The sequence below is a fragment of the Aeromicrobium halocynthiae genome, assembly GCF_039531385.1.
Taxonomy (GTDB): Bacteria; Actinomycetota; Actinomycetes; order Propionibacteriales; family Nocardioidaceae; genus Aeromicrobium; species Aeromicrobium halocynthiae.
On the sequence record NZ_BAAAPY010000004.1, the window covers coordinates 26,132 to 46,944 of the forward strand.

General features: G+C 69.2%; 17 protein-coding genes. 7 read left to right on the top strand and 10 right to left on the bottom strand.

Annotation, left to right across the window (positions count from 1 at the left end; genetic code table 11):
* The first annotated feature begins 82 nt into the window (after positions 1-82).
* Complete coding sequence (locus tag ABD213_RS07150) at positions 83-1,645, top strand: DUF2142 domain-containing protein (RefSeq protein WP_344326351.1); 1,563 nt, start codon at positions 83-85, stop codon at positions 1,643-1,645.
* A gap of 58 nt (positions 1,646-1,703) precedes the next feature.
* Positions 1,704-2,666 carry a glycosyltransferase family 2 protein gene (locus ABD213_RS07155; protein ID WP_344326353.1) on the top strand — a complete coding sequence of 321 codons (963 nt, stop codon included), beginning with the start codon at positions 1,704-1,706 and terminating at the stop codon, positions 2,664-2,666.
* Between the two features lie 13 nt (positions 2,667-2,679).
* Here ABD213_RS07155 and ABD213_RS07160 read toward each other — a convergent pair whose 3' ends face one another.
* The 6 genes from ABD213_RS07160 to ABD213_RS07185 all read right to left on the bottom strand — a co-directional run bounded on the left by ABD213_RS07160 (position 2,680) and on the right by ABD213_RS07185 (position 8,803).
* Positions 2,680-3,429 (bottom strand): ABC transporter ATP-binding protein, encoded by a 750-nt coding sequence (locus tag ABD213_RS07160; protein WP_344326355.1) that lies wholly within the window; start codon positions 3,427-3,429, stop codon positions 2,680-2,682.
* Complete coding sequence (locus tag ABD213_RS07165; protein WP_344326357.1) at positions 3,429-4,289, bottom strand: ABC transporter permease; 861 nt, start codon at positions 4,287-4,289, stop codon at positions 3,429-3,431. The genes ABD213_RS07160 and ABD213_RS07165 overlap by 1 nt, the downstream gene beginning before the upstream one ends.
* Before the next feature lie 97 nt (positions 4,290-4,386).
* Positions 4,387-5,634, bottom strand: a complete 1,248-nt coding sequence (locus ABD213_RS07170) for a polysaccharide pyruvyl transferase family protein (RefSeq protein WP_344326360.1) — start codon at positions 5,632-5,634, stop codon at positions 4,387-4,389.
* Positions 5,631-6,614: a lysylphosphatidylglycerol synthase domain-containing protein gene (locus ABD213_RS07175; protein WP_344326362.1), complete on the bottom strand. Its 984-nt coding sequence runs from the start codon at positions 6,612-6,614 to the stop codon at positions 5,631-5,633. Before ABD213_RS07175 ends, ABD213_RS07170 begins: the two co-directional genes overlap by 4 nt.
* Positions 6,614-7,687, bottom strand: coding sequence for a nitroreductase family protein (locus tag ABD213_RS07180; RefSeq protein ID WP_344326364.1), 1,074 nt, complete (start codon positions 7,685-7,687; stop codon positions 6,614-6,616). Before ABD213_RS07180 ends, ABD213_RS07175 begins: the two co-directional genes overlap by 1 nt.
* A 108-nt stretch (positions 7,688-7,795) precedes the next feature.
* Complete coding sequence (locus ABD213_RS07185; RefSeq protein WP_344326366.1) at positions 7,796-8,803, bottom strand: glycosyltransferase family 2 protein; 1,008 nt, start codon at positions 8,801-8,803, stop codon at positions 7,796-7,798.
* Between the two features lie 141 nt (positions 8,804-8,944).
* Here ABD213_RS07185 and ABD213_RS07190 point away from each other — a divergent pair, with 141 nt between their 5' ends.
* Positions 8,945-10,825 (top strand): hypothetical protein, encoded by a 1,881-nt coding sequence (locus tag ABD213_RS07190; protein WP_344326368.1) that lies wholly within the window; start codon positions 8,945-8,947, stop codon positions 10,823-10,825.
* Between the two features lie 9 nt (positions 10,826-10,834).
* Here ABD213_RS07190 and ABD213_RS07195 read toward each other — a convergent pair whose 3' ends face one another.
* A complete protein-coding gene (locus tag ABD213_RS07195) occupies positions 10,835-12,130 on the bottom strand; it encodes a UDP-glucose dehydrogenase family protein (protein WP_344326371.1) in 1,296 nt (431 codons plus the stop codon).
* A gap of 145 nt (positions 12,131-12,275) precedes the next feature.
* On the opposite strand from ABD213_RS07195, the gene glf reads away from it, so the two are divergent.
* Positions 12,276-13,433: a UDP-galactopyranose mutase gene (gene glf / locus ABD213_RS07200; RefSeq protein WP_344326373.1), complete on the top strand. Its 1,158-nt coding sequence runs from the start codon at positions 12,276-12,278 to the stop codon at positions 13,431-13,433.
* On the opposite strand, the gene ABD213_RS07205 is transcribed toward glf, so the two are convergent.
* Both ABD213_RS07205 and ABD213_RS07210 read right to left on the bottom strand, forming a co-directional pair.
* Positions 13,411-14,946, bottom strand: coding sequence for an ArnT family glycosyltransferase (locus ABD213_RS07205; RefSeq protein WP_344326375.1), 1,536 nt, complete (start codon positions 14,944-14,946; stop codon positions 13,411-13,413). The two genes, glf and ABD213_RS07205, sit on opposite strands and share 23 nt — an antisense overlap.
* Positions 14,947-14,984: 38 nt before the next feature.
* The gene (locus ABD213_RS07210; RefSeq protein ID WP_344326377.1) at positions 14,985-16,892 is read right to left on the bottom strand and encodes a glycosyltransferase; all 1,908 of its coding nucleotides are present in this window, start codon (positions 16,890-16,892) and stop codon (positions 14,985-14,987) included.
* A 101-nt stretch (positions 16,893-16,993) separates the two neighbouring features.
* Between ABD213_RS07210 and ispD the strand changes: the two genes are divergently transcribed.
* Positions 16,994-17,713 (top strand): 2-C-methyl-D-erythritol 4-phosphate cytidylyltransferase, encoded by a 720-nt coding sequence (gene ispD / locus ABD213_RS07215; protein ID WP_344326379.1) that lies wholly within the window; start codon positions 16,994-16,996, stop codon positions 17,711-17,713.
* A gap of 6 nt (positions 17,714-17,719) precedes the next feature.
* On the opposite strand, the gene ABD213_RS07220 is transcribed toward ispD, so the two are convergent.
* Positions 17,720-18,685 carry a glycosyltransferase gene (locus ABD213_RS07220; protein ID WP_344326381.1) on the bottom strand — a complete coding sequence of 322 codons (966 nt, stop codon included), beginning with the start codon at positions 18,683-18,685 and terminating at the stop codon, positions 17,720-17,722.
* A gap of 81 nt (positions 18,686-18,766) precedes the next feature.
* Between ABD213_RS07220 and ABD213_RS07225 the strand changes: the two genes are divergently transcribed.
* Both ABD213_RS07225 and ABD213_RS07230 read left to right on the top strand, forming a co-directional pair.
* Entirely contained in the window at positions 18,767-20,113 is a 1,347-nt protein-coding gene (locus ABD213_RS07225) for a TrkH family potassium uptake protein (RefSeq protein WP_344326383.1), read from the top strand.
* Positions 20,106-20,780 carry a potassium channel family protein gene (locus tag ABD213_RS07230; RefSeq protein ID WP_344326385.1) on the top strand — a complete coding sequence of 225 codons (675 nt, stop codon included), beginning with the start codon at positions 20,106-20,108 and terminating at the stop codon, positions 20,778-20,780. The genes ABD213_RS07225 and ABD213_RS07230 overlap by 8 nt, the downstream gene beginning before the upstream one ends.
* Positions 20,781-20,813: the final 33 nt, after the last annotated feature.

The window sequence follows — 20,813 nt, forward strand, 5'->3', positions numbered from 1 at the left end:
TCGCTCGCTGTGCGGAGCCGGATATCGTTGGGACGACGTGCGCTGACCGCGCGATCGACTTCGCTGACTGGAGGCGCGCTGCGTGACCGAGCCATCGACCGATCGTCGTGCGCCGGGTCCGGTGACGCGGTCGGAGCGGAACGCCGTCGTCGCACTGACGATGGCGTTCGTCGCGGTGTGCGCCGCGTGGGCCGTCCTGACCCCGGTCTTCACCGTCCCCGACGAGCCGGCCCACCTGAACAGCGCCCTGCGACTCACCGACGGCTTCTCCTGGCCGGCGCCGGGGGAGGCGAGGATGGCGCCGGAGGTCCTGGCCGCGCGCGACGAGGGCGATCTCCCCGCCGACGATCGCTCCAGCCTCGGCGAGCTGGCCGAGCGCAACGAGGCCAGCGGGGTCGACCAGATGACCCAGCACCCGCCGCTGTACTACGGCCTGGCCGCCGGAGTGCTCACGGTCGCGGACCCCGAGGACACGCGAGCCGACCTGACCCTGCTCCTCCTCCGACTCGCCGGGCTGGTCTTCGCCGTCCCCCTGCCCTTCCTGGTCTGGAGCGCCACGCGTCGCCTCACCGGGTCCCCACGGGCGGGGGTCGTCGGCGCGGCCTCCCTCCTCGCCGTCCCCCAGCTGGCGCAGGTGCTCGGAGGCGTCTCCAACGACGGGCTCACGATCGCGCTGTGCTCGGTCGTGACCTGGCTCGCGGTGCTCTGGATGACCGGTGACACGCGCCGACGCGTCCTCGCCGGACTCGGCGTCGCGCTCGGGCTGGCGTTGCTGACCAAGGGCACCGCCCTGCCGTTCGTCGTCTTCGTCGGGATCGTCCTGACGGTCTGGCCCCGGGAGGCGACGATCCTGCGACGACTCCTCACGGCCGTCGCCACCCTCGCGCTGGCCTTCGCGGTCGGTGGCTGGTGGTGGCTGCGCAACCTCCTGCGCTTCGGGGACGTGCAGCCCAGCGGGCTCGCCGGCACCCGCCCGACCAAGCCGTGGGAGCCCGGCACGGGACCGGACCCCGTGCAGTACCTGGACCTGTTTTGGTCGCGTGTCTCCGTGCGCTTCTGGGGGGAGTTCGGCCTGCTCGACTACCCGCTCCCGGAGATCCTGACCGACACCCTGAGCGTCCTCGCCGTGGCCGTCGTCCTCGGGTACGCCTACACCCGGCACCCGCGACGTCTGCAGACCGTGGTGCTGAGCCTGCTGCCCGTCGTCGTCGTGCTGATGCTGCTCGCCAACACGTGGCGACACTTCGTCCGGACGCAGCTCACGGCCGGGATGCAGGGGCGCTACCTGTTCGTCGCCATCGTCGCGCTGATCGCCGTCAGCGCCGTGGCGTGGATGCGATGCATCCCTGCGGACCGCCACCGACGCGCCGGCGTGGCCGTCGTGCTCGGCTCGACCTTCCTCGCCGTCCTCGGACCCTTCCGTCAGTACATCGGAGCGTACGAGAACTCTCTGTACCGGGTGACCGGTGACGGCATTGGGGCGATGTTGACGGCTGCGCCGGCCGGAACGGTCGGTGTGGCGACCGCCGTGGTGGCGACGGCCGTCGTCGGCACGGTGGCGCTGGTCCTCGTCGTCGGCTACGTGAGCAGGCGCGACGGACGACCGCGACGACAGCGGTCGTCGCCGGCGCAAGGACTGACATGATGACCACACGCAGGGCCGAGCGTCGTCCCTGCGGACCCCGCCGAGGAGAGACCTGACCGTGCCCGAAGTCGCGATCGTCGTCCGCACCCAGAACCGTCCGATGCTGCTCGAGCGGGCCCTGCGAAGCATCACCGGCCAGACCTTCGTCGACTGGGAGTGCGTAATCGTCAATGACGGAGGTGACGCGGGGCCGGTGGTCGCCCTGATCGATTCGCTCCCCGCGTCACAGCGCGAGCGTGTGAGCGCCGTCCACCACGAGCACGCGCGAGGGCGGTGGGTCTCCGCGAACGCCGGCGTGCTCGCCACCTCCGCGCCGCTCCTCACGATCCACGACGACGACGACACGTGGCACCCCGAGTTCCTGCAGCGCGCCCATGACCACCTCGACGCACATCCCGAGGCCGACGGCGTCGTGTCCAAGGTCGAGATCGTGTGGGAGCGCTTCGCCGACGACCGGATGGAGGAGACCGGCCGGGAGGTCTTCCAGGAGCAGCTGCAGGACGTCACCCTCGCCGACACGCTCCTGTTCAACCGCTTCGTCCCCATCGGGCTGCTCTACCGCCGCTCCCTGCACGAGGAACTGGGCCTGTACGACGAGTCCCTCCCGGTCGTCGGTGACTGGTCGTTCTACCTGAAGGTGCTGCAGCGGGGTCCGCTGTCCTATCTCGGCCCGACGCCGTACGCCTACTGGCACCAGCGGGTGGGGGTCACCGGGTCGCAGGGCAACAGCGTGATCGCCGAGGACGGCGCCCACGCGAGGCACGACTGGCTCATCCGCGACGAGGCGCTGCGCGAGCACGTGGCCGAGCACGGTCTCGGACTCGTGCTCTACCTGACGAAGTTCGTCGACCAGAGGATCGTCGCGGCTCAGGAGGAGCTCCGCCGCGAGCACGACCTGACCCGTCGCGTCATGGTCGACCAGCACGACCAGACCCGGCACGTGACGCAGGGGTGGATCGTCCGGGTCGTCCGATTCGTCAAGCGACGCCGGATCGAGCGCGCCGAACGGGCCGCGGGCTAGAACGGCCAGGCGGTCAGTTCTCGAGGTAGGCGACGGCCTCGTCGATGTCGCCGTCGAAGATCTTCTTGCCGCGGTTGATGACGATGCCGCGGTGGCACAGCTGCTTGACGGTCTCGGAGCTGTGGCTGACCACCAGCATGGTGACGCCCCGCTCGGTGAGCTCCTGGATCTTCGCGGTGCACTTGGCGCGGAAGGGAGCGTCGCCGACGCTCAGGACCTCGTCGACGAGCAGGACGTCCAGGTCGACGTGGATCGCCACGGAGAAGGCGAGCCGCATGAACATGCCCGAGGAGTAGTGCTTGACCTCCTGGTCGATGAACTCGCCGATCTCGCTGAACGCAACGATGTCGTCGAAACGCTCCTGGGTCTCCTTCGCCTGCATCCCGAGGATGGCGGCGTTGAGGTAGACGTTCTCCCGGCCGGACAGCTCGGGGTGGAAGCCGGCACCCACCTCGATGAGGCCGGCCACGCGGCCGCGGGTGAACACCGACCCCCCGTCGGGTTCCAGGACGCCGGATATCAGCTTCAGCGTCGTGGACTTGCCCGAGCCGTTCAGGCCCAGGACGGCGACGGACTCGCCCTCTCCCACCTGGAAGCTGACGTCGTCGAGCGCCGTGAAGGTGTCGGACTTGACCTTCTTGCCCTTGGTCCAGCTGATGAAGGCTTCCTTCATCGAGTGGGTGTTCCGCTTCAGGAACCGCTTGGAGACGTGGTCGACGATGATCGCCGGCGTGGTGCTGGTGGTGGGGACGATAGTGGTCATCACAGGTCCTGGGCGAAGGTGCGTTCGAAGCGGCGGAAGGTGAGCTGTCCCAGCACCAGCGAGAGGATGCACAAGCCGATGGCGACGAGGGTGTGCAGGAGGAACTGGTCCGGGTAGCCGTGGGTCTGGGAGGCGGTCGGGTCCCAGAAGCCGAAGTGGAACATCTCGACGGCGAGCGTGATCGGGTTGCTCATGTACACGTGCACGAACCAGGAGGGTGCGACGTCCTTGACCAGCGTCCAGGTGTAGAGCACGGGGGAGGCCCACACCGAGACCATGCGGATGATCTCGACGAAGTTCTGCGCGTCGCGGTACCGGACGTTGATGCCGGCGAAGAACATCCCGACACCGAGCGCGAAGGAGACCACCAGCAGGACTCCCAGGAGGATCGCCGCGAGTCCGAGGAGTGACGGCACCCATCCGACGAGCAGGCATGCCAGCAGCAGCACCGCCAGCTGCGGGACGAAGTGGATGAGCGCGACGATGATCGCCGCGATCGGGAACAGCTCGCGCGGAAGGTAGATCTTGCGCACCAACGAGCTGTTCTCCACGATCGACGTGGTGGCGTTGCCGAACGCCTCGTTGAAGAGGTTGACCGCCACGATCCCCGAGAACAGGTACACGGGGAAGTTCTCGACACCGCGGTTCAGGCCGAGGACGATCCCGACGACCAGGAAGTAGACGAGGAACTGCACGCCCGGCTTCACGTAGGACCAGGTCCAGCCGAGGACGGAGTTGCGGTAGCGGGTCGCGGTGCCCTTGCGGACGATGAGCTTCAGCAGGTAGCGCCACTGGATCACGTCCAGCAGACCCCGGCCGCGGCCCGGGACGTCGAAGTCGCTCAGGTCGATCGCTGTCACAGGGGTACTCCTCCGCGGGGTCGTCCAAAGAGCAAGGGTGATCCTAGCGCGCGTACCCCTCGATCCCGGTCCTGGCGGTCCGTGGCGTCGACCACGCTCACCCGCGCACGATCGCAGCGATCCGGTCGGCCTGGGCGCGGGAGGTCGCCTTCACCTCGGGCAGGTGGGCGTCGAGGGTGGCCTTGACCTCCTCACGACGGCCCTCCAGCTCGGAGAACCGCTGGGCGAGGTAATCCGCGCTCAGCTGGTCGGAGCCGAATGCCCACTCCTCGGCGCCGAACATCTCGAGCACCTCGCGGTACTTGTGGCTCCAGCCGATGACCACGGTCGGCACCGCCATCGCGAGGGAGGAGACCATCGCGTGGAACCGGCTGGCGACGAACAGCTCGCACTGGCCGATGAGCCACCGCAGCTGCTGGGAGGTCAGCTCGCGCTCCACGAACAGCACGCCGTCGGAGGAGGGCAGGCGCGAGAAGATGTCGCGGCACAGCGGCAGGTCGTTGTTGTGCGTCTTGTCGGTGCCGGTGCGGACGCTGTGGGGGATGAGCGCGACCTTGCGGCCACGAGCCTGCAGCGAGGCGATGAAGTCCGCGATGATCTGCGCGTAGTCGCCGCCGGCGGCGTCGACCTTCTTCTGCATGACCACGCTAGGGCAGATGCCGACGACACCCTCGCCCTCGGCCAGGCCGTCGAAGAACGACAGGTCCACGAGCGGGGCGACGGCGTCGCGCTCGGTGCCGTCCATCTCCAAGGAGAAGGCGTAGTCGGCTCCTGCGACGATGTTGCGCAGGCCGAGGCCCTCGGCGTACTCGTGGGTGATGCGCCCGCGCGTGATGATCGTGTGGGCGCGGGGCAGGAACAGTTTCGAGGCGATCCGGTTGATCCGCCCTGTGAACGGGCCGATCGCCTGGGCGCACTTGAACACCGGCGTCCCGACGAATAGGGCCGGGAGGATCGAGGCCACGTTGTAGAGCAGGAACTTCTCGCGGCCGTCGGTGAACGTGATGCCGCCCTGGTCCAGGAGCACCTGGGATGACGCGAGCGCACGGATGGACGCCGAGCGCTTGCGCAGGACCGGCCGCAGCGGTGGCAGCAGCCGGTAGAGCAGGGCGAGAGAGTTGATCGTGACGCCCAGCTGGCGCGGCGCGGCCGGCACGATCGCGAGGTTCGGGTAGTGGTTCTGCGCGGCGTCCTCGGCCGGGTACATGCTCAGGAGGGTGACGTCGACGTCGCCGACCTTCTCCTCCAGCGTCTGCATGGCCGACTCGAGCATCGCGGCCGCGCCCTTGTTGCCGGACAGGGCCGAGCCGATGATCGTGACGTGCGGCCTGGCGGGTGCGGTCATGGCCGGATCTCCTTGGGGATCGTGCGGCGGGTGAGGACGTACACGAGCGCGACGAGCGCGTCTCCGACCGTACTGCACAGCCTCGCCAGCACGGAGACCACGATGGCCGCCGCGATGCCGACGAAGGGCGCGAGCACAGCGACGATCACCGCCTCCCGGACCCCCAGCCCGCTGGGCACGAGGACCGCGAGGATCCCGATCGCGCCGGCGAGCACGTAGGCGGCACCGAAGACGGCCCACTCATCGGGCGGGACGTCCGTGACGGCAGTGGCCAGCACGACGAACCCGGCGGCGTTGAGGAGCCTCGGCACCGTAAAGCCGACCAGCAGCACCAGCGTCGCCCGGGTGGACAGGAAGAAGGAGCGCGGGACCTCGCGCTTGAGGGCGCGTCGCGCTGCGACGTCAACGGCCCTGTGGAAGGCGGGCCGCCACAGGACCAGCGCCATGGGCAGCAGCGCGAGCAGGGGCAGCGCCAGGACGTACGGCTCGTCGCCGAGGACCTGGGGACCCAGCGCCGCCACGACGATCGCGGCGCCCGGCGCCAGGGAGCACACCTGCAGGAAGACGTTCTCGTAGACGACGGAGATGAGCACCGCGCCGCGGCTGATCGACTTCCTGCCAGCCCAGAGGACCTTGTTCAGGGTCGAGCCGACCTGGCCGGGGATGTACTTCAGCAGCCAGGAGGCGCTCTGCACCGAGACCGCCTCGGTGCGGGTGACGACGGCGTCGGGCTGCAGCCGCAGCAGCAGGGAGCGCCACAGCAGCCCGGTCACCGGCACGGCCGCTGCGAAGAGCGCGATCGCCACCGCCCACCACCAGGACGGGGTCAGGTCCTGCTCGCGGACGTCCTGCCAGTTGCGGGACAGGGAGATCGCGAACAGCACGGCCACGGCACCGACGACGAAGGTGGTCAGCGTCAGGCGCAGCGCCCGCCCCTTCCACCACGGGGTGCGCCGGGCGACTGGCGCGGGGTCGGTCATCAGTTGTAGCGGCGGAAGGTGTCGAGCTCCTTCTTCTGGGAGAACGGCACCATCCCCTCCGGGTGCGCGTAGCCGACGGCGATGAGCATGACGACGCGGTCGGTGAGGTCGAGGTCGAGCTTCTTCTGCATCTTGCGCTCGAGCGGCTCGAAGTCGGGCCAGTTGATGACGCTCGAGCTCAGGCCGAGCGTCTCCAGCCCGAGCATGAACGACATCGCGGCGAGCGAGCCGTCGACGTAGATCGCGTGGCGGTCACGGGGGCTGAAGTACGACTCGAGCCGTCCGACGACCACCACGACGCACGGGATATTGTGGGAGTAGCCGGCGGTGCCGAAGGGGATCGCCGAGACCTCCTTGACCAGTGCCGGGTCGTCGAACACGCGGAACTCGTACGGCAGGCGGTTGCAGGCCGTCGGTGCCTGGCGCGCGATGAGCAGAGCCTGGTCGATCTGGTCGCGCGGGACGGGGCGGTCCTCGAACCAGCGGACGCTGCGTCGCTGCATGACGAGGTCCTCCAGCTCGGCGTAGGAGATCTGCGACAGCGACTTCTTGACGTACGGCACCTTGCCGGTGAACTCGGCGTCGTGCCCAGCCTTCTCGAAGCGGGCCCGGGCGGCGTCGATCATGGCGTCACCGGGGCGGACGGCCGTGAAGTACTCGGTGAGCACGTCGTGCGCCCACTCCATCTCGCTCGACTCCATCGAGGCGGGATCGCGCCGGAGCTGCTCGACGGCCTGCTCGTAGAACTCGATGGTCTCGGTGACGTAGTCGCGAGCGAACACCTCGCGCCGGGGCATCATGATGAGCCCCTTCTCCAGCCGGTGGACGTTGCGGCGCAGCTCGACGTGGGTGCGGCGGTCGCGCGATTTGTTGCGGTAGTAGTTGCGACGCCCGCGCAGCACGGCCGCCTGCTCGCGGTTGAAGGTGACGAAGCTGGCGGTGTAGTACAGGTGCGACAGGATGCGCGAGGAGCCGAACGACTCCAGGAACACGCGGTTCACCAGCTCGTAGACCTTGCGGATCCAGGTGATCGCGAGCAGCGCCTTGGCGACGTTCTTGAGCTTGTTCAGCACGGACGACGGCCTTCGTGTCGACGACGGGGACAGGGGTGCGACGCGTCGGCGCACCGCGACAGATTACCCCACCCGGGCGAGTCGACCGTCATCACGGACGGCGGGTGCTCAGTCGTGGGTCAGGCCGGTTCGCGCGACGTGGAGCTCCTCGGGCGTGTGCGGGTCCAGCAGACGCTCGTCGGCGTACTGGACCAGCTTGATGCGCTCCATCGCGTCCTCCAGCAGCACCCGGTTCGTGCGCAGCATGTCCGAGATCACCAGGAGCGCGATGCACAGCAGGCTCGCCACCAGCATGCCGACGCCGAAGACGAGCGACTGGATGTTGCCCGAACCGTTGCCCGACAGGAACAGGACGAGGAACCGGACGAACGGGATGGCCGCGGCGACGAAGAACAGCACCGCCAGCGTCGTGAAGACGGCGTAGGGCTTGAAGATCAGGTAGCTGCGGATGATCGCCTGGCCCGAGCGCGCCATGTGCTGGAAGATGTTGGAGAACAGGCGCGACTCGCGCGTCTTGGGGTTGGTCTTGATCGGCACGCTCGCGATGCGCAGCCGCTTGTTGCCGGCCTGGATGATCGTCTCCATGCAGTAGCTGAACTGCGTGACGACGTTGAGCCGGATCAGTGACTCGCGCGAGTAGGCGCGGAAGCCGCTGGCCGCGTCGGGCAGGTCGGTCTCCGCGGCGTAGTTGACGACCTTGCTGCCGAAGGCCTGCATGACCTTCTTGAAGGGCGAGAAGTGCTCGATCGTCTTGGTCTGACGATCGCCGATGGCGATGTCGGCCTCGCCGCGGACAAGCGGCTGGACGAGCTCGGCGATGCTCTGCTGCGGGTACTGGTTGTCGCCGTCGGTGTTCACCACGATGTCGGCACCGTGCTGGAGGGCGTAGTCGACGCCGTCGCGGAACGAGCGCGCGAGTCCCATGTTGCGGGTGTGGAACACGAAGTGCTTGACCCCGTGCTCGCGCGCGACCTCGACCGTGCGGTCGGTCGAGCCGTCGTCGATGATCAGGACGAAGATCTCGTCGATGCCCTCGATCTGCTTCGGGATCGACTCCAGGACGAGCGGGAGGGTCGCCTCCTCGTTGAGGCAGGGGACCTGGACGAACAGACGCATGAGCACCTTCCTGGACAGCCATGGCGGTTCGCCGGGCTCTGGACGACGAGTCGACTCTACCGATCCTCGAGGCAGGACCGGTCCGACGGGCGCCGCCGAGTAGATTGAGCCGGTCCGTCGTCGAGCAAGAGGCGCCACACGATGTCCCAACCCGAGAGCGAGCAGGTCGCTCCACGTTCGCACGGTGCCGTGAGCCCGTCACCCACGGTCCGGCCGAGTGAGCCGAGCGTCGGGTCAGGTCGTCCCTGGCGCGTGCTCGCCGTCGCCTCCGTGCTGGTGTGCCTGGCGGTCAACGTCCACGTGCTGTGGGGCACGGACTGGCCGGCCTTCCCCTACGACGAGGTCACGCTGCTGCAGATGGCGCGGATGATCGCCGGCGAGGCGGTCCCGGACATGATCCGCGGAGCCGGGTACTACCCGGGCTGGGCCGTGGTGATCGCGCCCATCTGGTGGTTCACCGACGATCCCTCCGTGGCCTACCGGGCGTCCCTGTGGGTCGGGGTCGTCGTCTCGCTCGTCACCATCTGGCCACTCGCCCGCGTCGTCACCAGGTTCGGCCTGCACGCCTCGGCGGCGGTCGTCGTCGCGTCGTTCGTCATGACCCTCCCGGCACGGGCGATCCAGGCGGACTACTCGATGAGCGAGCGGCTCGTGACGCTCTTCGCGGTGGTGTCGGTGCTGGCGGCCTACCGTCTCGCCGAACGGCCCACCGTCGTGCGCCACGGTGTGTTCGCGCTCCTCCTGGGTCTGCTGCTCTTCTCCCACGTCCGGATGACCGTCGTCCTGGCCGCCGCGGCCGTGTGGCTGCTCATCCGCGCGGTGCGGCACGTCTGGCCATCGCTGGTCGGGCTTGCCATGGTGGTGCTCGCGTACCTGCTCGCTGACGCGGCCGGCAACGCCCTCAGCGAGGCGCTCCTGCGCCGCTCGGTCACGCGCGGCGACGACCTCGTCGAGCGCATCTCGAACTCGCGGTGGCAGCTGTTCATGCGGGTCGCGATGGGTCAGTCGTGGTACCAGAGCCTGGCCTCCTACGGCCTCGTCGCCATCGGGCTGGTGGTCGTGCTCCTCCTCGTCTGGCGCGAGCTGCGTCGTTGGGACTTCGGGGCCACGACGTTCGTGCTCGGGGCGACGATCGTCGTCGCGTTCATCTCCCTGGCCCAGTGGGCGGATGTGTTCTGGCTGTACACCGCACCGTGGGTGCGGCTCGACGCGTGGGTCTACGGCCGGTACATCGACCCGATCGCGACGGTCGTCGTGGCGATCGGCGTCGCGGCCCTCCTGCGGGGCGTGTCACGCTCGGTCCTCGCCTGGGGCGTGGGTTTGAACGTCCTCGTCGCCGTCGTCGGAGCCGGCTACCTCACGCGCGAGGTGCCGACGTGGGGCTGGGTGACGCCCGCGCACATCCCCGGCATCCTGCCGTGGTGGCGCCTGCTGCCCACCGAGCCGTGGTCGCGGGAGGTCGGCATCGTGCCGACCCTGGTCAACGAGAACCGCATCTGGATCATCGCCCCGCTGTGCGTGCTGCTCGTGCTGCTCGCGGCGATCGCCCTGCGACGCCGCCCGGCGATCGTCGCCGGCGGCCTAGTGGCGCTCGCCGTGGTCGGCACGCTGCTGTCTGCTCCTCGGTCGGCCTTCTTCCACGAGGTGGAGGCCCAGTCGAGGGACATGCGTCCGATGGTCACACCGTTGGTCGAGCTCGGCGCGGACGAACCGATCGGCTACGTCCGCCTGTGCGGCTTGCCTGGTGGGCAGGAGGCGGCCGGCCAGAACTACTTCGGTTACGCGCTGTCGCCGTCGCCCGTGCAGCAGATCGTGGAGCCCTCGGACATCAGCTCCGACCAGACGGTGGTCCTCGCGTGCTCGCGCTGGATCGATGGCGAGTACCGCGGTGCACGGCGGCTCGAGGGCCAGTCGATCTACGGGACCTTCGTCTGGATCATGCCGGGGGCGCTCCAGGACCGCCTCGAGTCCGAGGGGCGTCTCCTGCCGGAGTTCGAGACGGCTCCACCCGCGTCGAGCTGACCGGCCCGCTCAGGGGCGCCCGAGGCCCCGGTAGGTCCACCCGGCCGCGCGCCAGGCCTCGGGGTCGAGGACGTTGCGTCCGTCGATGACCACCGGCGACGCCACCTGTGCGGCCGTCGAGGCCGGGTCGAGGTCGCGGAACTGAGGCCACTCGGTGGCGAGCACCACGGCCTCGGCACCTTCGAGCGCCTCGTCTATCCCCGACGCGAACGCGAGCTGCGGATGAGCGGCGCGGGCGTTGTCGACGGCCTGCGGGTCCCAGGCCACCACGTCGGCACCGAGGCCGTGCAGCTGCACGGCGACGTCCAGGGCAGGGGAGTCGCGGATGTCGTCACTGTCGGGCTTGAAGGCCAGACCGAGCACCGTGACCCGACGCTGGTACGCCGACCCGCCGAGGACCTCCTTGACGAGGTCGATGACGCGCTGCCGACGGCGCAGGTTGATCGCGTCGACCTCCTTGAGGAACGCGACGGACTCGCCGCGGCCGATCTCCTCGGCCCGCGCGGCGAACGCACGGATGTCCTTCGGCAGGCAACCTCCGCCGAAGCCGACGCCGGCGTTCAGGAACTTGCGGCCGATGCGGACGTCGTGACCGATCGCGTCGGCCAGCTGGGTGACGTCGGCGCCCGTGGACTCGGCGATCTCGGCCATCGCGTTGATGAAGGAGATCTTGGTGGCCAGGAACGCGTTGGCGGCGGTCTTGACGAGCTCCGCGGTGGCGTAGTCCGTCACGATGCGGGGCGTGTCGTGGGACATCGCCTGGGCGTAGACCTCGTCGAGGAGGTCGACCGCGCGCTGGCTGCGCACGCCGTAGACCAGCCGGTCCGGCTCGATGGTGTCCTTGACCGCGAAGCCCTCGCGCAGGAACTCCGGGTTCCAGGCCAGCTCGGCGCCGGTGGGCTCGATGAGCGTGGCGAGGCGCTCGGCGGTGCCGACCGGGACGGTCGACTTGCCCACCACGAGGTCGCCCGGCGACAGGTGCGGCAGCAGGCCCTCCACTGCGGCGTCGACGTAGGTGAGGTCGGCGCCCGCGCCGTCACGTCGCTGCGGGGTGCCCACGCCGATGAAGTGGATGCCGTAGCCCTTCACCTCGCTCACGTCGGTGCTGAAGCGCAGCTGGCCGGTCTCATGGTTCTCGGTCAGCAGCTCCGGAAGGCCGGGCTCGTAAAACGGCGCCTTGCCCGCGGCGAGCGACTCGATCTTGGCCGGGTCGACGTCGATCCCGACGACCTCGTGGCCGAGACTCGCCATCGCCGCCGCGTGGACGGCACCGAGGTAGCCGCAACCGATGACCGACATCTTCATGAAGACCGCTCCTCCGCGTGTGAATGACGACGCCCAGGGAATGACGACGTCTCAGCGTATCTGCTGCCCACGCCGAGCGGCTCCCGGCTCGATGCGGGTGTCTCGATAGACTGCACCGTCACTCTTCGTCGACGAGGGAGCACGCATGGACGCCGATCTGGTGATCGTCGGTTCGGGATTCTTCGGCCTCACGGTCGCCGAGCGGGTCGCCCGCGAGCTCGACCGCAAGGTCGTCGTGATCGACAGGCGCGACCACATCGGCGGCAATGCCTACTCCGAGGACGATCCGGAGACGGGCATCGAGGTGCACCGCTACGGCGCCCACCTGTTCCACACCTCCAACGAGACGGTGTGGGAGTACGTCAACCGCTTCACGACCTTCACCGGCTACCAGCACCGCGTCTACACCCACCACAAGGGAGTCGTGTACCCGCTGCCGATCAACCTCGGCACCATCAACCAGTTCTTCGGCGCGGCCTACTCGCCCGACGAGGCGCGCGCGCTCATCGCCTCCCAGGCCGAGGAGTTCGACACCGCCACCGCGGCGAACCTCGAGGAGAAGGCGATCTCGCTGATCGGGCGCCCCCTCTACGAGGCGTTCATCCGCGACTACACCGCCAAGCAGTGGCAGACCGACCCGACGGAGCTGCCCGCAGAGGTCATCGCGCGTCTGCCGGTGCGCTATACCTACGACAATCGGTACTTCAACGACACCCACGAGGGTCTGCCCACGAAGGGCTACACCCACTGGCTCGAGAACATGGCCGACCACCCCAACATCGAGGTCCGGCTCGGGGTCGACTTCTTCGACGAGTCCCAGCCGCTCAGCAAGGCCTCGACGGTCGGCCAGGTGCCCGTGGTCTACACCGGCGCCGTCGACCGCTACTTCGACTACGCCGAGGGCGAGTTGTCCTGGCGCACCCTCGACTTCGAGCGCGAGGTGCTGCCCACCGGCGACTTTCAGGGCACCAGCGTCATGAACTACCCGGACGCGCAGTTCGACTACACGCGCATCCACGAGTTCCGGCACTTCCACCCCGAGCGCACCGAGTATCCCGACGACAAGACCGTCATCATGCGCGAGTTCTCCCGGTTCGCCGAGCGCACCGACGAGCCGTACTACCCGGTCAACACCGACGCCGACCGTGAGCGGCTGCAGGCCTACCGCGGACTCACGGCGGGCGAGAAGGACGTGTTCTTCGGCGGCCGGCTCGGAACCTACAAGTACCTCGACATGCACATGGCCATCGGTTCGGCGCTGACGATGTACCGCAACGAGGTCAGCCCGCTCCTCGGCGGCTGACCGCGGTCTCCGAGGACGACCTCGCGACGGTCTCGTCGTCGAGGGGGTTGTCGTCCGCGCAGGCCCGCAGGATGGTCACGAGCGTCACCACGGCCGCGACCGCGGTGAGGGCGACGACGATCAGGTGCTGCCACGGCTGCAGCGGCCCAGCACGCACCATCGCCTCGTACGCCGAGGCGAGACCGTCGCCGCCGACCCACCGGACGTGGAACGCGAAGAGGTAGGCGCCGACCACGCTGGCGGTGCAGGCGACGGCGACGGTCGTGGCGAGGACGAGCCCGGTGATCCGTCCACCGCGGCGTCTTACCTCCACCCACACCAGTGCCAGCGCGAGGGCGAGGAAGGTCAGCCCGCTGTACAGGTAGCGTCCCTGGACACCGGCCACGACACCGCTGTTCCAGTAGATCCTGAAGGCGTTGACCGTGAAGAGCGTCGCGACCAGTGCCGGGTAGATCAGTGTCAGGAGCAGCACTCCTCTCCGGCGGGAGAGCACGAGTGCTGTCATGACGACGACCAGGCCCAACAGACCCATGGCGACCACAACGGACCCGTCGTAGGCAGCCTGGGGTCGGATCGAGGCCCAGAACGTGCGATTGAGCCGCGCCACGACGGCGATGGCGAAACCTGCCGGGCTGTAGTCGTCGAAGGGTTCGGCCGCGCGAGGTGTCTGGTTGTTGCTGGACTGGACCTGTCCGAACACGAGGATGTTGCGTAGCCACCACCAGCCCCCGACCACGAACGCGACGACCCCGCCGAGCAGGGGCGTCCAGAACCGGGGGACCCACCCCGGGCCCGCGCGGCGTCCGGCGAGCAGCAGGAAGACGGCCAGCACCGCGACGGCAGGGAGCATGAGCCCCTTCGTGAGGAGGCCGACACCGAGGGTCACCCCGCCGATGACCGAGGACGAGAGGAGGGTCTCCGGGCGCATGAACGCGCGCAGGCAGACGAACATCAGCACCGAGCCGAGGAACGTGACCATGGCGTCGTTGGTGACGAGGCTGTGGGTGTTGGCGAGCTGCGGGACGAGGAGGAAGACCCCGGCCCCGACGAGAGCCGCCGGCGTGCTGCCGGTCACCAGGTGCACGGAGCGGGCGACGAACGGCACGGACGCCGCGGTGAGGAGCACCGAGACCATGCGCATCACGAGCAGGCTGGTGTCCCACCGCTGGTCACCGGGCGAGAGCGTGTCGGCCGTGACGACCGCCGCGGCCGAGATGCCGTAGTACAGCGGCGGGTGCTGGTTCATCCAGTCCCGGCGCGGCGTCGGTGACTCCGGCTCGCTCAACGTGAGCACCGCGCTGCGGTCGGCCCGGGGGACGCCCCGCTCGGCCTCCTCCGCGGCCACGGCCGACGCCTCGAGCATGACCGCCTCGCGCGGAGGCGGCCAGCCCCCGCCTTGCACGAGCCGGAGGACGGAGTTCGCGTGACGGGGCTCGTCGACCGTCGCGAACGGCGGTGTCAGAGTCGCCCACAGGGTCAGCACGCCGAACAGCATCACGGTCAGCCAGGCCACGCCCTGCCGGAATCGGCGTGACGAGGTCGGGCGGTGGCTCACCGCTGGTTCTCGAAGGTGCGCTGCCACGCCTCGACGGACGTGTACTCCGGAAGGGCCTCGCGGTACTGCCGCGACAGGGAGGCCCACCGCCTCTCCAACGTCCGGTGCAGGGCGCGGCTGTCCTTCCAGAGCCGACGGAACGTGGCCCGGTCGCGCTGGTACAGGGACTGGCCGCGACCGTCGGCACTGGTGATGAGCGCGGAGTCGTAGGACGGGACCCGCCACCAGCGGGCGTTGATCTTGGCCAGCTCGACCTGGGGACGATCGCGGTTGCCCTGAGGAACGGCGGCACGCCAGTGACGGACCGCAGCCTTGGCCGTGAACATCATCAGGGAGAGCCCCGTCGGGTCGGTCCGCTTGTCGTCGTCGTCGGGGAACACCTGCTTGCCCTCCCACGTGGTGGGGAGGAGCTCGGGGTCGGTGATCACCTTCGTCTCGGTGAAGCCCTTCGTGGCTGCCCGGAGCTCGGGCATCGTGCTCGCCATCGTCGCGTGCAGGTGGTCGGGGCCGCGCAACAGGTCCCGGATGGCGCGGTGACGCATGGTGGCCGCGTAGTACTGCATCGTCAGCAGGTGCTTGAGGTCGAGGCGCCGCGAGTTGCTCAACAGCTTGCCGCCCTTGGCGTGGGGCGAGTGCAGCAGCCCCGCCAGGATCCGGTTGCGCGCGTGGTAGTACGCCTGCCAGTCCTGCGAGTCGTCCTTGTCGATCCACGAGACGTGCCACAGCGCACTGCCCGGCAGCGACACCGTCGGGTAGCCGCGGTCCCGGGCCCGGAGGGCGTACTCGGCGTCGTCCCACTTGATGAACACCGGGAGGGACAGGCCGATGTCGCGGATGACCTGCGTCGGGATCATGCACATCCACCAGCCGTTGTAGTCGGCGTCGAGGCGCTGATGCATCCACGGGGTCTGGCGCAGGTTGGAGCGGCGGAAGTCGTGGCGCATCTGGTCGGGCAGGACACCGCGCCACATGAAGTAGTAGGTGTCGATCATCTCGGCGAACGCGTGCAGGATCGGCTTGTCGAGCAGGTCGAACATGTGGCTGCCGACGATGGTCGGGGTCCGACAGAAGCGGGAGAACTGCACGGAGCGACGGATGCTCTCCGGCTCGACTTCGACGTCGTCGTCCAGCAGCAGGAGGAAGGCGCTCGTGTCGGCCGCGAGGGTCTCGACCATGGCCCGGGAGAACCCTCCGGAGCCGCCGAGGTTCGGCTGGTCGACGATGCGCAGCTGCAAGCCCAGGGCCTGGGCGGTCTCGGCGAAGGCGGGCTGGTCCGCCACCTTCTGGTCACCCTGGTCGACCACGTAGATGGTGTCGACGTCCTGCAGCACCGATGCGGAGGCAGCGAGGGTGGCGAGGGTCCGCACGCAGTAGTCCGGCTTGTTGAAGGTGGTGATGCCGAGGGAGACGTTGCCCGGCGTGATCGGTTCGGCGTCGGTCGCCCACTCGCCGTGCTCGAGCACGACGTCGGTCTCGTCGGCGACGACGTCGAACCAGTACCAGCCGCCGTCGGCGAAGGTGCGCAGCGGCAGCTCGAAGGTCGACGTGCTGGTGCCCTCCACCTGCACGGACTCGACGCGCTGCTGGACGCCCTGAGCGTTGGAACGCAGCACGATCACGGTGCCGGTCCCGTTCGTCCGCACCGTGAGCCGGACGGAGTCGACCACCGTCCAGCGCTGCCAGTAGGAGGCCGGGAACGCGTTGAAGTAGCTCGCGAAGGACACGCGACGTCCACTGCGCACCCGGAAGCTCGAACGGGTCAGGACGTCGTCGACGTGGGCGTCGTCGCTGACGCGCACCGGCTTCTTGGCGATCGTGGTCCACACGTCGGGGTCGCTGTACAGCGGTAGAACGTCAGGGTCGCGCTCCAAGGGGAAGAGCACGTGCTGCAGGACGTGGGTCATTCGTGGACTTCTCCAGGATCTGGGCGACGCTCGTCCGACGACAGATCGGCGCGGGACTCGTTCGAGGGTAGTACGCACGCACCTGCGCTAGCCTCACCGGCGTGGACGACGCGCGAAGGACCTGGGCGGTGGTCCTGGCCGGTGGGCTCGGGTTGCGTGTCGGGGCCGACCGGCCCAAGCAGCTGCTGGAGCTCGGCGGCCGGACGGTCCTGGAGCGCAGCGTCGCCGCCTTCGTCGACCACCCGCGCGTCGACGCGGTCGTCCTCGTGTGTCCGCCCGGACGTCGCGAGGAGATGGCCGCACTCGTCCCGCAGGACGTCACGACCGTCGAGGGCGGCGCCGAGCGCAGCGACTCCACCCGCGCTGGACTGACTGCCGCCGTCGTGGCGGGCGCCGCGGACGACGACCGCGTCCTCGTGCACGACGCCGCCCGCCCGCTGGTCGCGGCGGAGACGATCTCCGCGGTCGTCGAGGCGCTGGACGCCCACGACGTCGTGGCCCTGCTCGTGCCGACGCCGGACACGATCGTGCGCCTCGACCCGTCGACGGGCCTGCCCGGCCCGCCGATCCCGAGGGACGAGCTGCGCCGTCACCAGACGCCGCAGGGCTTCACCCTGGGAGTGCTCGAGCGGTCGCACCGCGAGGCGCGATGCGACGCGAGCCTCGTCGTCACCGACGACTGCACGCTCGTCATGACCCTCGTGCCGGAGGCGAGCGTGGGCGTCGTCTACGGCGACCCCCGCAACCTCAAGATCACCGACCCGTCGGACCTGCTCGTGGCGCGCGCGCTCCTGGCCGCCGAGGACGACACGCCGCGCTAGGTCGCGCTAGCCCCTCGGACCCGACGGCACCTCGGCCGGGTCCATCGGTCGCCACGAGGGGTCGCGCCAGATGCGTCGGGACTCGCGGGCTCCACGCACGAGGTCGCCGAGACCCTTCAGGGTGTGCTGGACGACGACGAGGCGGAAGACCTCCTTGGCGAAGGTGAGCACCGTGCCGAGGGCGAACCCGAGTCGGTTGAGCTTGCCGTACTCGGCGAAGTACCGACCGACGTGCGCCCTGTTGCGCATCACGTGGAAGCGGAACAGCGCGCTGCCGTCGTTGAGGTGCCGCACCCCGAGACTCACCTGCTGCTGCTCGCGCTTGCGCTGCAGCACGAAGGCGTCCATGTAGACGACGTCGGTGTGCTGGGCCGCGAGCCACGCGTACGTCGCGTCGTCCCACGTGATGAAGAAGCGGGGGTCGGGCAGCCCGATCGTGCGGACGACGTCGGCGTGCACGAGCATCCCCTCGAACGTCCCGGAGTTGGTGATCGCGTAACCCTCGTCGTCGAAGACCTTGCGCAGGCCGTAGGGGAGCGGAACGCCGAGGAACTGGTTGAACTTGGCCTGCCAGTAGAAGGGCGAGCCGTCGAAGTCGTAGCGGCGCCCGTGGATCACCTGGAACCGCTCCATCGCCGGGGCGAAGCGCTCGAGCGCCTCCGGGAGGATCTCGACGTCGTCGTCCATCAGCCAGCACCACTGCGCACCGAGCTCGAGCGCGACGCGCGTGCCCTCGCAGAACCCGCCCGAGCCGCCGGTGTTGGTGGCGAGCCGGTGGTTGACGAGCACGCCGTCGTCGAACCAACCGGCCGCCTCGGCGAGCACGTCCTGCGTGTCGTCGGTGCTGGCGTTGTCCACGACGACGACCCGCCACGGCGCCGTGGTCAGTGTCGTGGCGCTGCGCAGCAGGTCCGCCAGGTAGGCCGACCGGTTGTAGGTGACCACGACGACGGCGAGGTGGGGTGAGGACATCCGCGCCAGCCTAGCGGTCCGGGACGCGCGATCGCGGAGGTCCACCCCACGGGTGGCCCCACCAGGAGTAGCGTCGGGCCGGTGAGTCGCGTGCGCCTGCCGGCCGTCGTCTCCCATCCCGTCCGGCTGCTCCCCCTGAGCTTCCTCATGCTCATCCTCGTGGGGACGCTCCTGCTGCTCATCCCCGCGGCCACCACGCAGAGCGGTTCGGCCGGGTTCGTCGACGCGCTGTTCACCGCGACCTCGGCCGTCACCGTCACCGGACTGGCGACGGTCGACACCTCGGCGTACTGGACCCCCGCGGGACAGGGGATCATCCTCTTCCTCGTCCAGGTCGGCGGTCTCGGGATCGTCGCCATCTCGACGGTGCTCGGGCTGTTCATCGGCGGTCGCCTCGGTCTGCGAACCCGTCTCGTCGCCCAGACCGAGATGCACGTGGTGAACATCGGCGAGGTGCGTCCGCTGTTCCGACGCGTCGCGGTCATCATGATCGGCTTCCAGCTCGCCATCGCCGCGCTGCTCACCATCCGGTACCGCGAGGAGTACTTCGAGACCTGGGCCGACGCGCTCTGGCACGGCTACTTCGACGCGGTCATGGCGTTCAACAACGCAGGCTTCTCCCTCAACGCCGACAGCCTCACCACGTACGCCGGCGACGGGCTGATCATCCTGCCGATCTGTCTCGGCGTGTTCATCGGCGCGATGGGGTTCCCGGTCCTGGCAGAGCTCTTCAAGGACTGGCGCAACCCCGACCGCTGGACCATCCACACCCGCCTGACGGTCTGGGGCTCGATCATGCTGCTGGTCATCGGGGCGGCGGCCTTCATGGCGCTGGAGTGGTCGAACCCCGCGACCCTCGGCGCGCTGCCCTGGCACGAGCGGATCATCAGCGGCATCGAGGGCGGCGTCATGCCACGTTCGGGCGGGCTCAACAGCTTCGACTGGGGTGCCGTGCAGGGCGAGACGCTCTCGATGGGCACCGTCCTCATGTTCATCGGCGGTGGCAGCGCGAGCACCGCCGGCGGCATCAAGGTGACGACGTTCCTGCTCCTGGGGTTCGTGATCCTCGCCGAGCTGCGCGGCGACCCGGAGGTCTCGATCGGCAACCGGTCCATCGGTCCTGCCGTCGTGCGCACGGCGCTGAGCATCGCGCTCATCTCCGTCATGCTCGTCACGAGCACCACGTGGCTGCTCATGCTGCTGACGGACTTCAGCTTCGAGGACGTCCTGTTCGAGGCGACCTCGGCGTTCGCCACGGCAGGTCTGTCGACCGGGATCACCCCGGATCTCCCGCACAGTGCCAAACTGGTCCTCGCCGCCTTGATGTTCATCGGTCGAGTCGGCACGATCACGGCCGCGTCGGCCTTCGTCCTGCGCCGACGCGTGACGCGGTACCACCTTCCCGAGGAGCAACCGATCATTGGCTAAGCAGAAGGACACCCCACCGAACGCACCCGTGATCGTCCTCGGTCTCGGTCGCTTCGGACTGGCCACGGCGCGCTCGCTCGTGCAGCTGGGCCACGACGTCCTGGCCGTCGACGAGCGCACCGAGATCGTCCAGCGGCACGCCAGCGACTTCACGCACGTCGTCGCGGCCGACACCACCGACACCGAGGCGCTGCGCCAGATCGGCGCCGAGCAGTTCGACGTCGCCGTCTGCGGCATCGGCACCGACATCGAGGCCAGCGTCCTCACCGTGCTCGGGCTGCTCGACCTGGGTGTCAAGGAGGTGTGGGCCAAGGCCATCAGCGGCAAGCACGCCGCGATCCTCGAGCGGGTCGGCGCCACGCACGTCATCCGCCCGGAGTCGCAGATGGGCAAGCGGGTCGCCCACCTCGTCACCGGCACCATGACCGACTTCATCGAGTTCGACGATGGCTTCGCCATCGCCCGCACGCGCGCCCCGGAGTGCACGGCCGGGCGCACGCTGACCGAGTCGGACGTGCGCCAGAAGTACGGGGTCACGGTGGTCGGGCTCAAGACCCGCGGCGAGGACTTCACGTACGCCCAGGCCGACACGTACGTCACCGAGGGCGACGAGCTGATCGTCTCCGGTCAGACGTCGAAGGTCGAGGCGTACTGCGCGCTGAGCTGACCTCGTCCCCGGGGGCCGCTCGTCGTCCGGGTG

Excerpts from the sequence above, each read along its gene's own strand:
- ABD213_RS07195 (WP_344326371.1), bottom strand. The coding sequence starts at position 12,130 with ATGAAGATGTCGGTCATCGGTTGCGGCTACCTCGGTGCCGTCCACGCG.
- ABD213_RS07185 (WP_344326366.1), bottom strand. The coding sequence starts at position 8,803 with ATGCGTCTGTTCGTCCAGGTCCCCTGCCTCAACGAGGAGGCGACCCTC.
- ABD213_RS07210 (WP_344326377.1), bottom strand. The coding sequence starts at position 16,892 with ATGACCCACGTCCTGCAGCACGTGCTCTTCCCCTTGGAGCGCGACCCT.
- glf (WP_344326373.1), top strand. The coding sequence starts at position 12,276 with ATGGACGCCGATCTGGTGATCGTCGGTTCGGGATTCTTCGGCCTCACG.
- ABD213_RS07160 (WP_344326355.1), bottom strand. The coding sequence starts at position 3,429 with ATGACCACTATCGTCCCCACCACCAGCACCACGCCGGCGATCATCGTC.
- ABD213_RS07220 (WP_344326381.1), bottom strand. The coding sequence starts at position 18,685 with ATGTCCTCACCCCACCTCGCCGTCGTCGTGGTCACCTACAACCGGTCG.
- ABD213_RS07170 (WP_344326360.1), bottom strand. The coding sequence starts at position 5,634 with ATGACCGCACCCGCCAGGCCGCACGTCACGATCATCGGCTCGGCCCTG.
- ABD213_RS07190 (WP_344326368.1), top strand. The coding sequence starts at position 8,945 with ATGTCCCAACCCGAGAGCGAGCAGGTCGCTCCACGTTCGCACGGTGCC.
- ABD213_RS07175 (WP_344326362.1), bottom strand. The coding sequence starts at position 6,614 with ATGACCGACCCCGCGCCAGTCGCCCGGCGCACCCCGTGGTGGAAGGGG.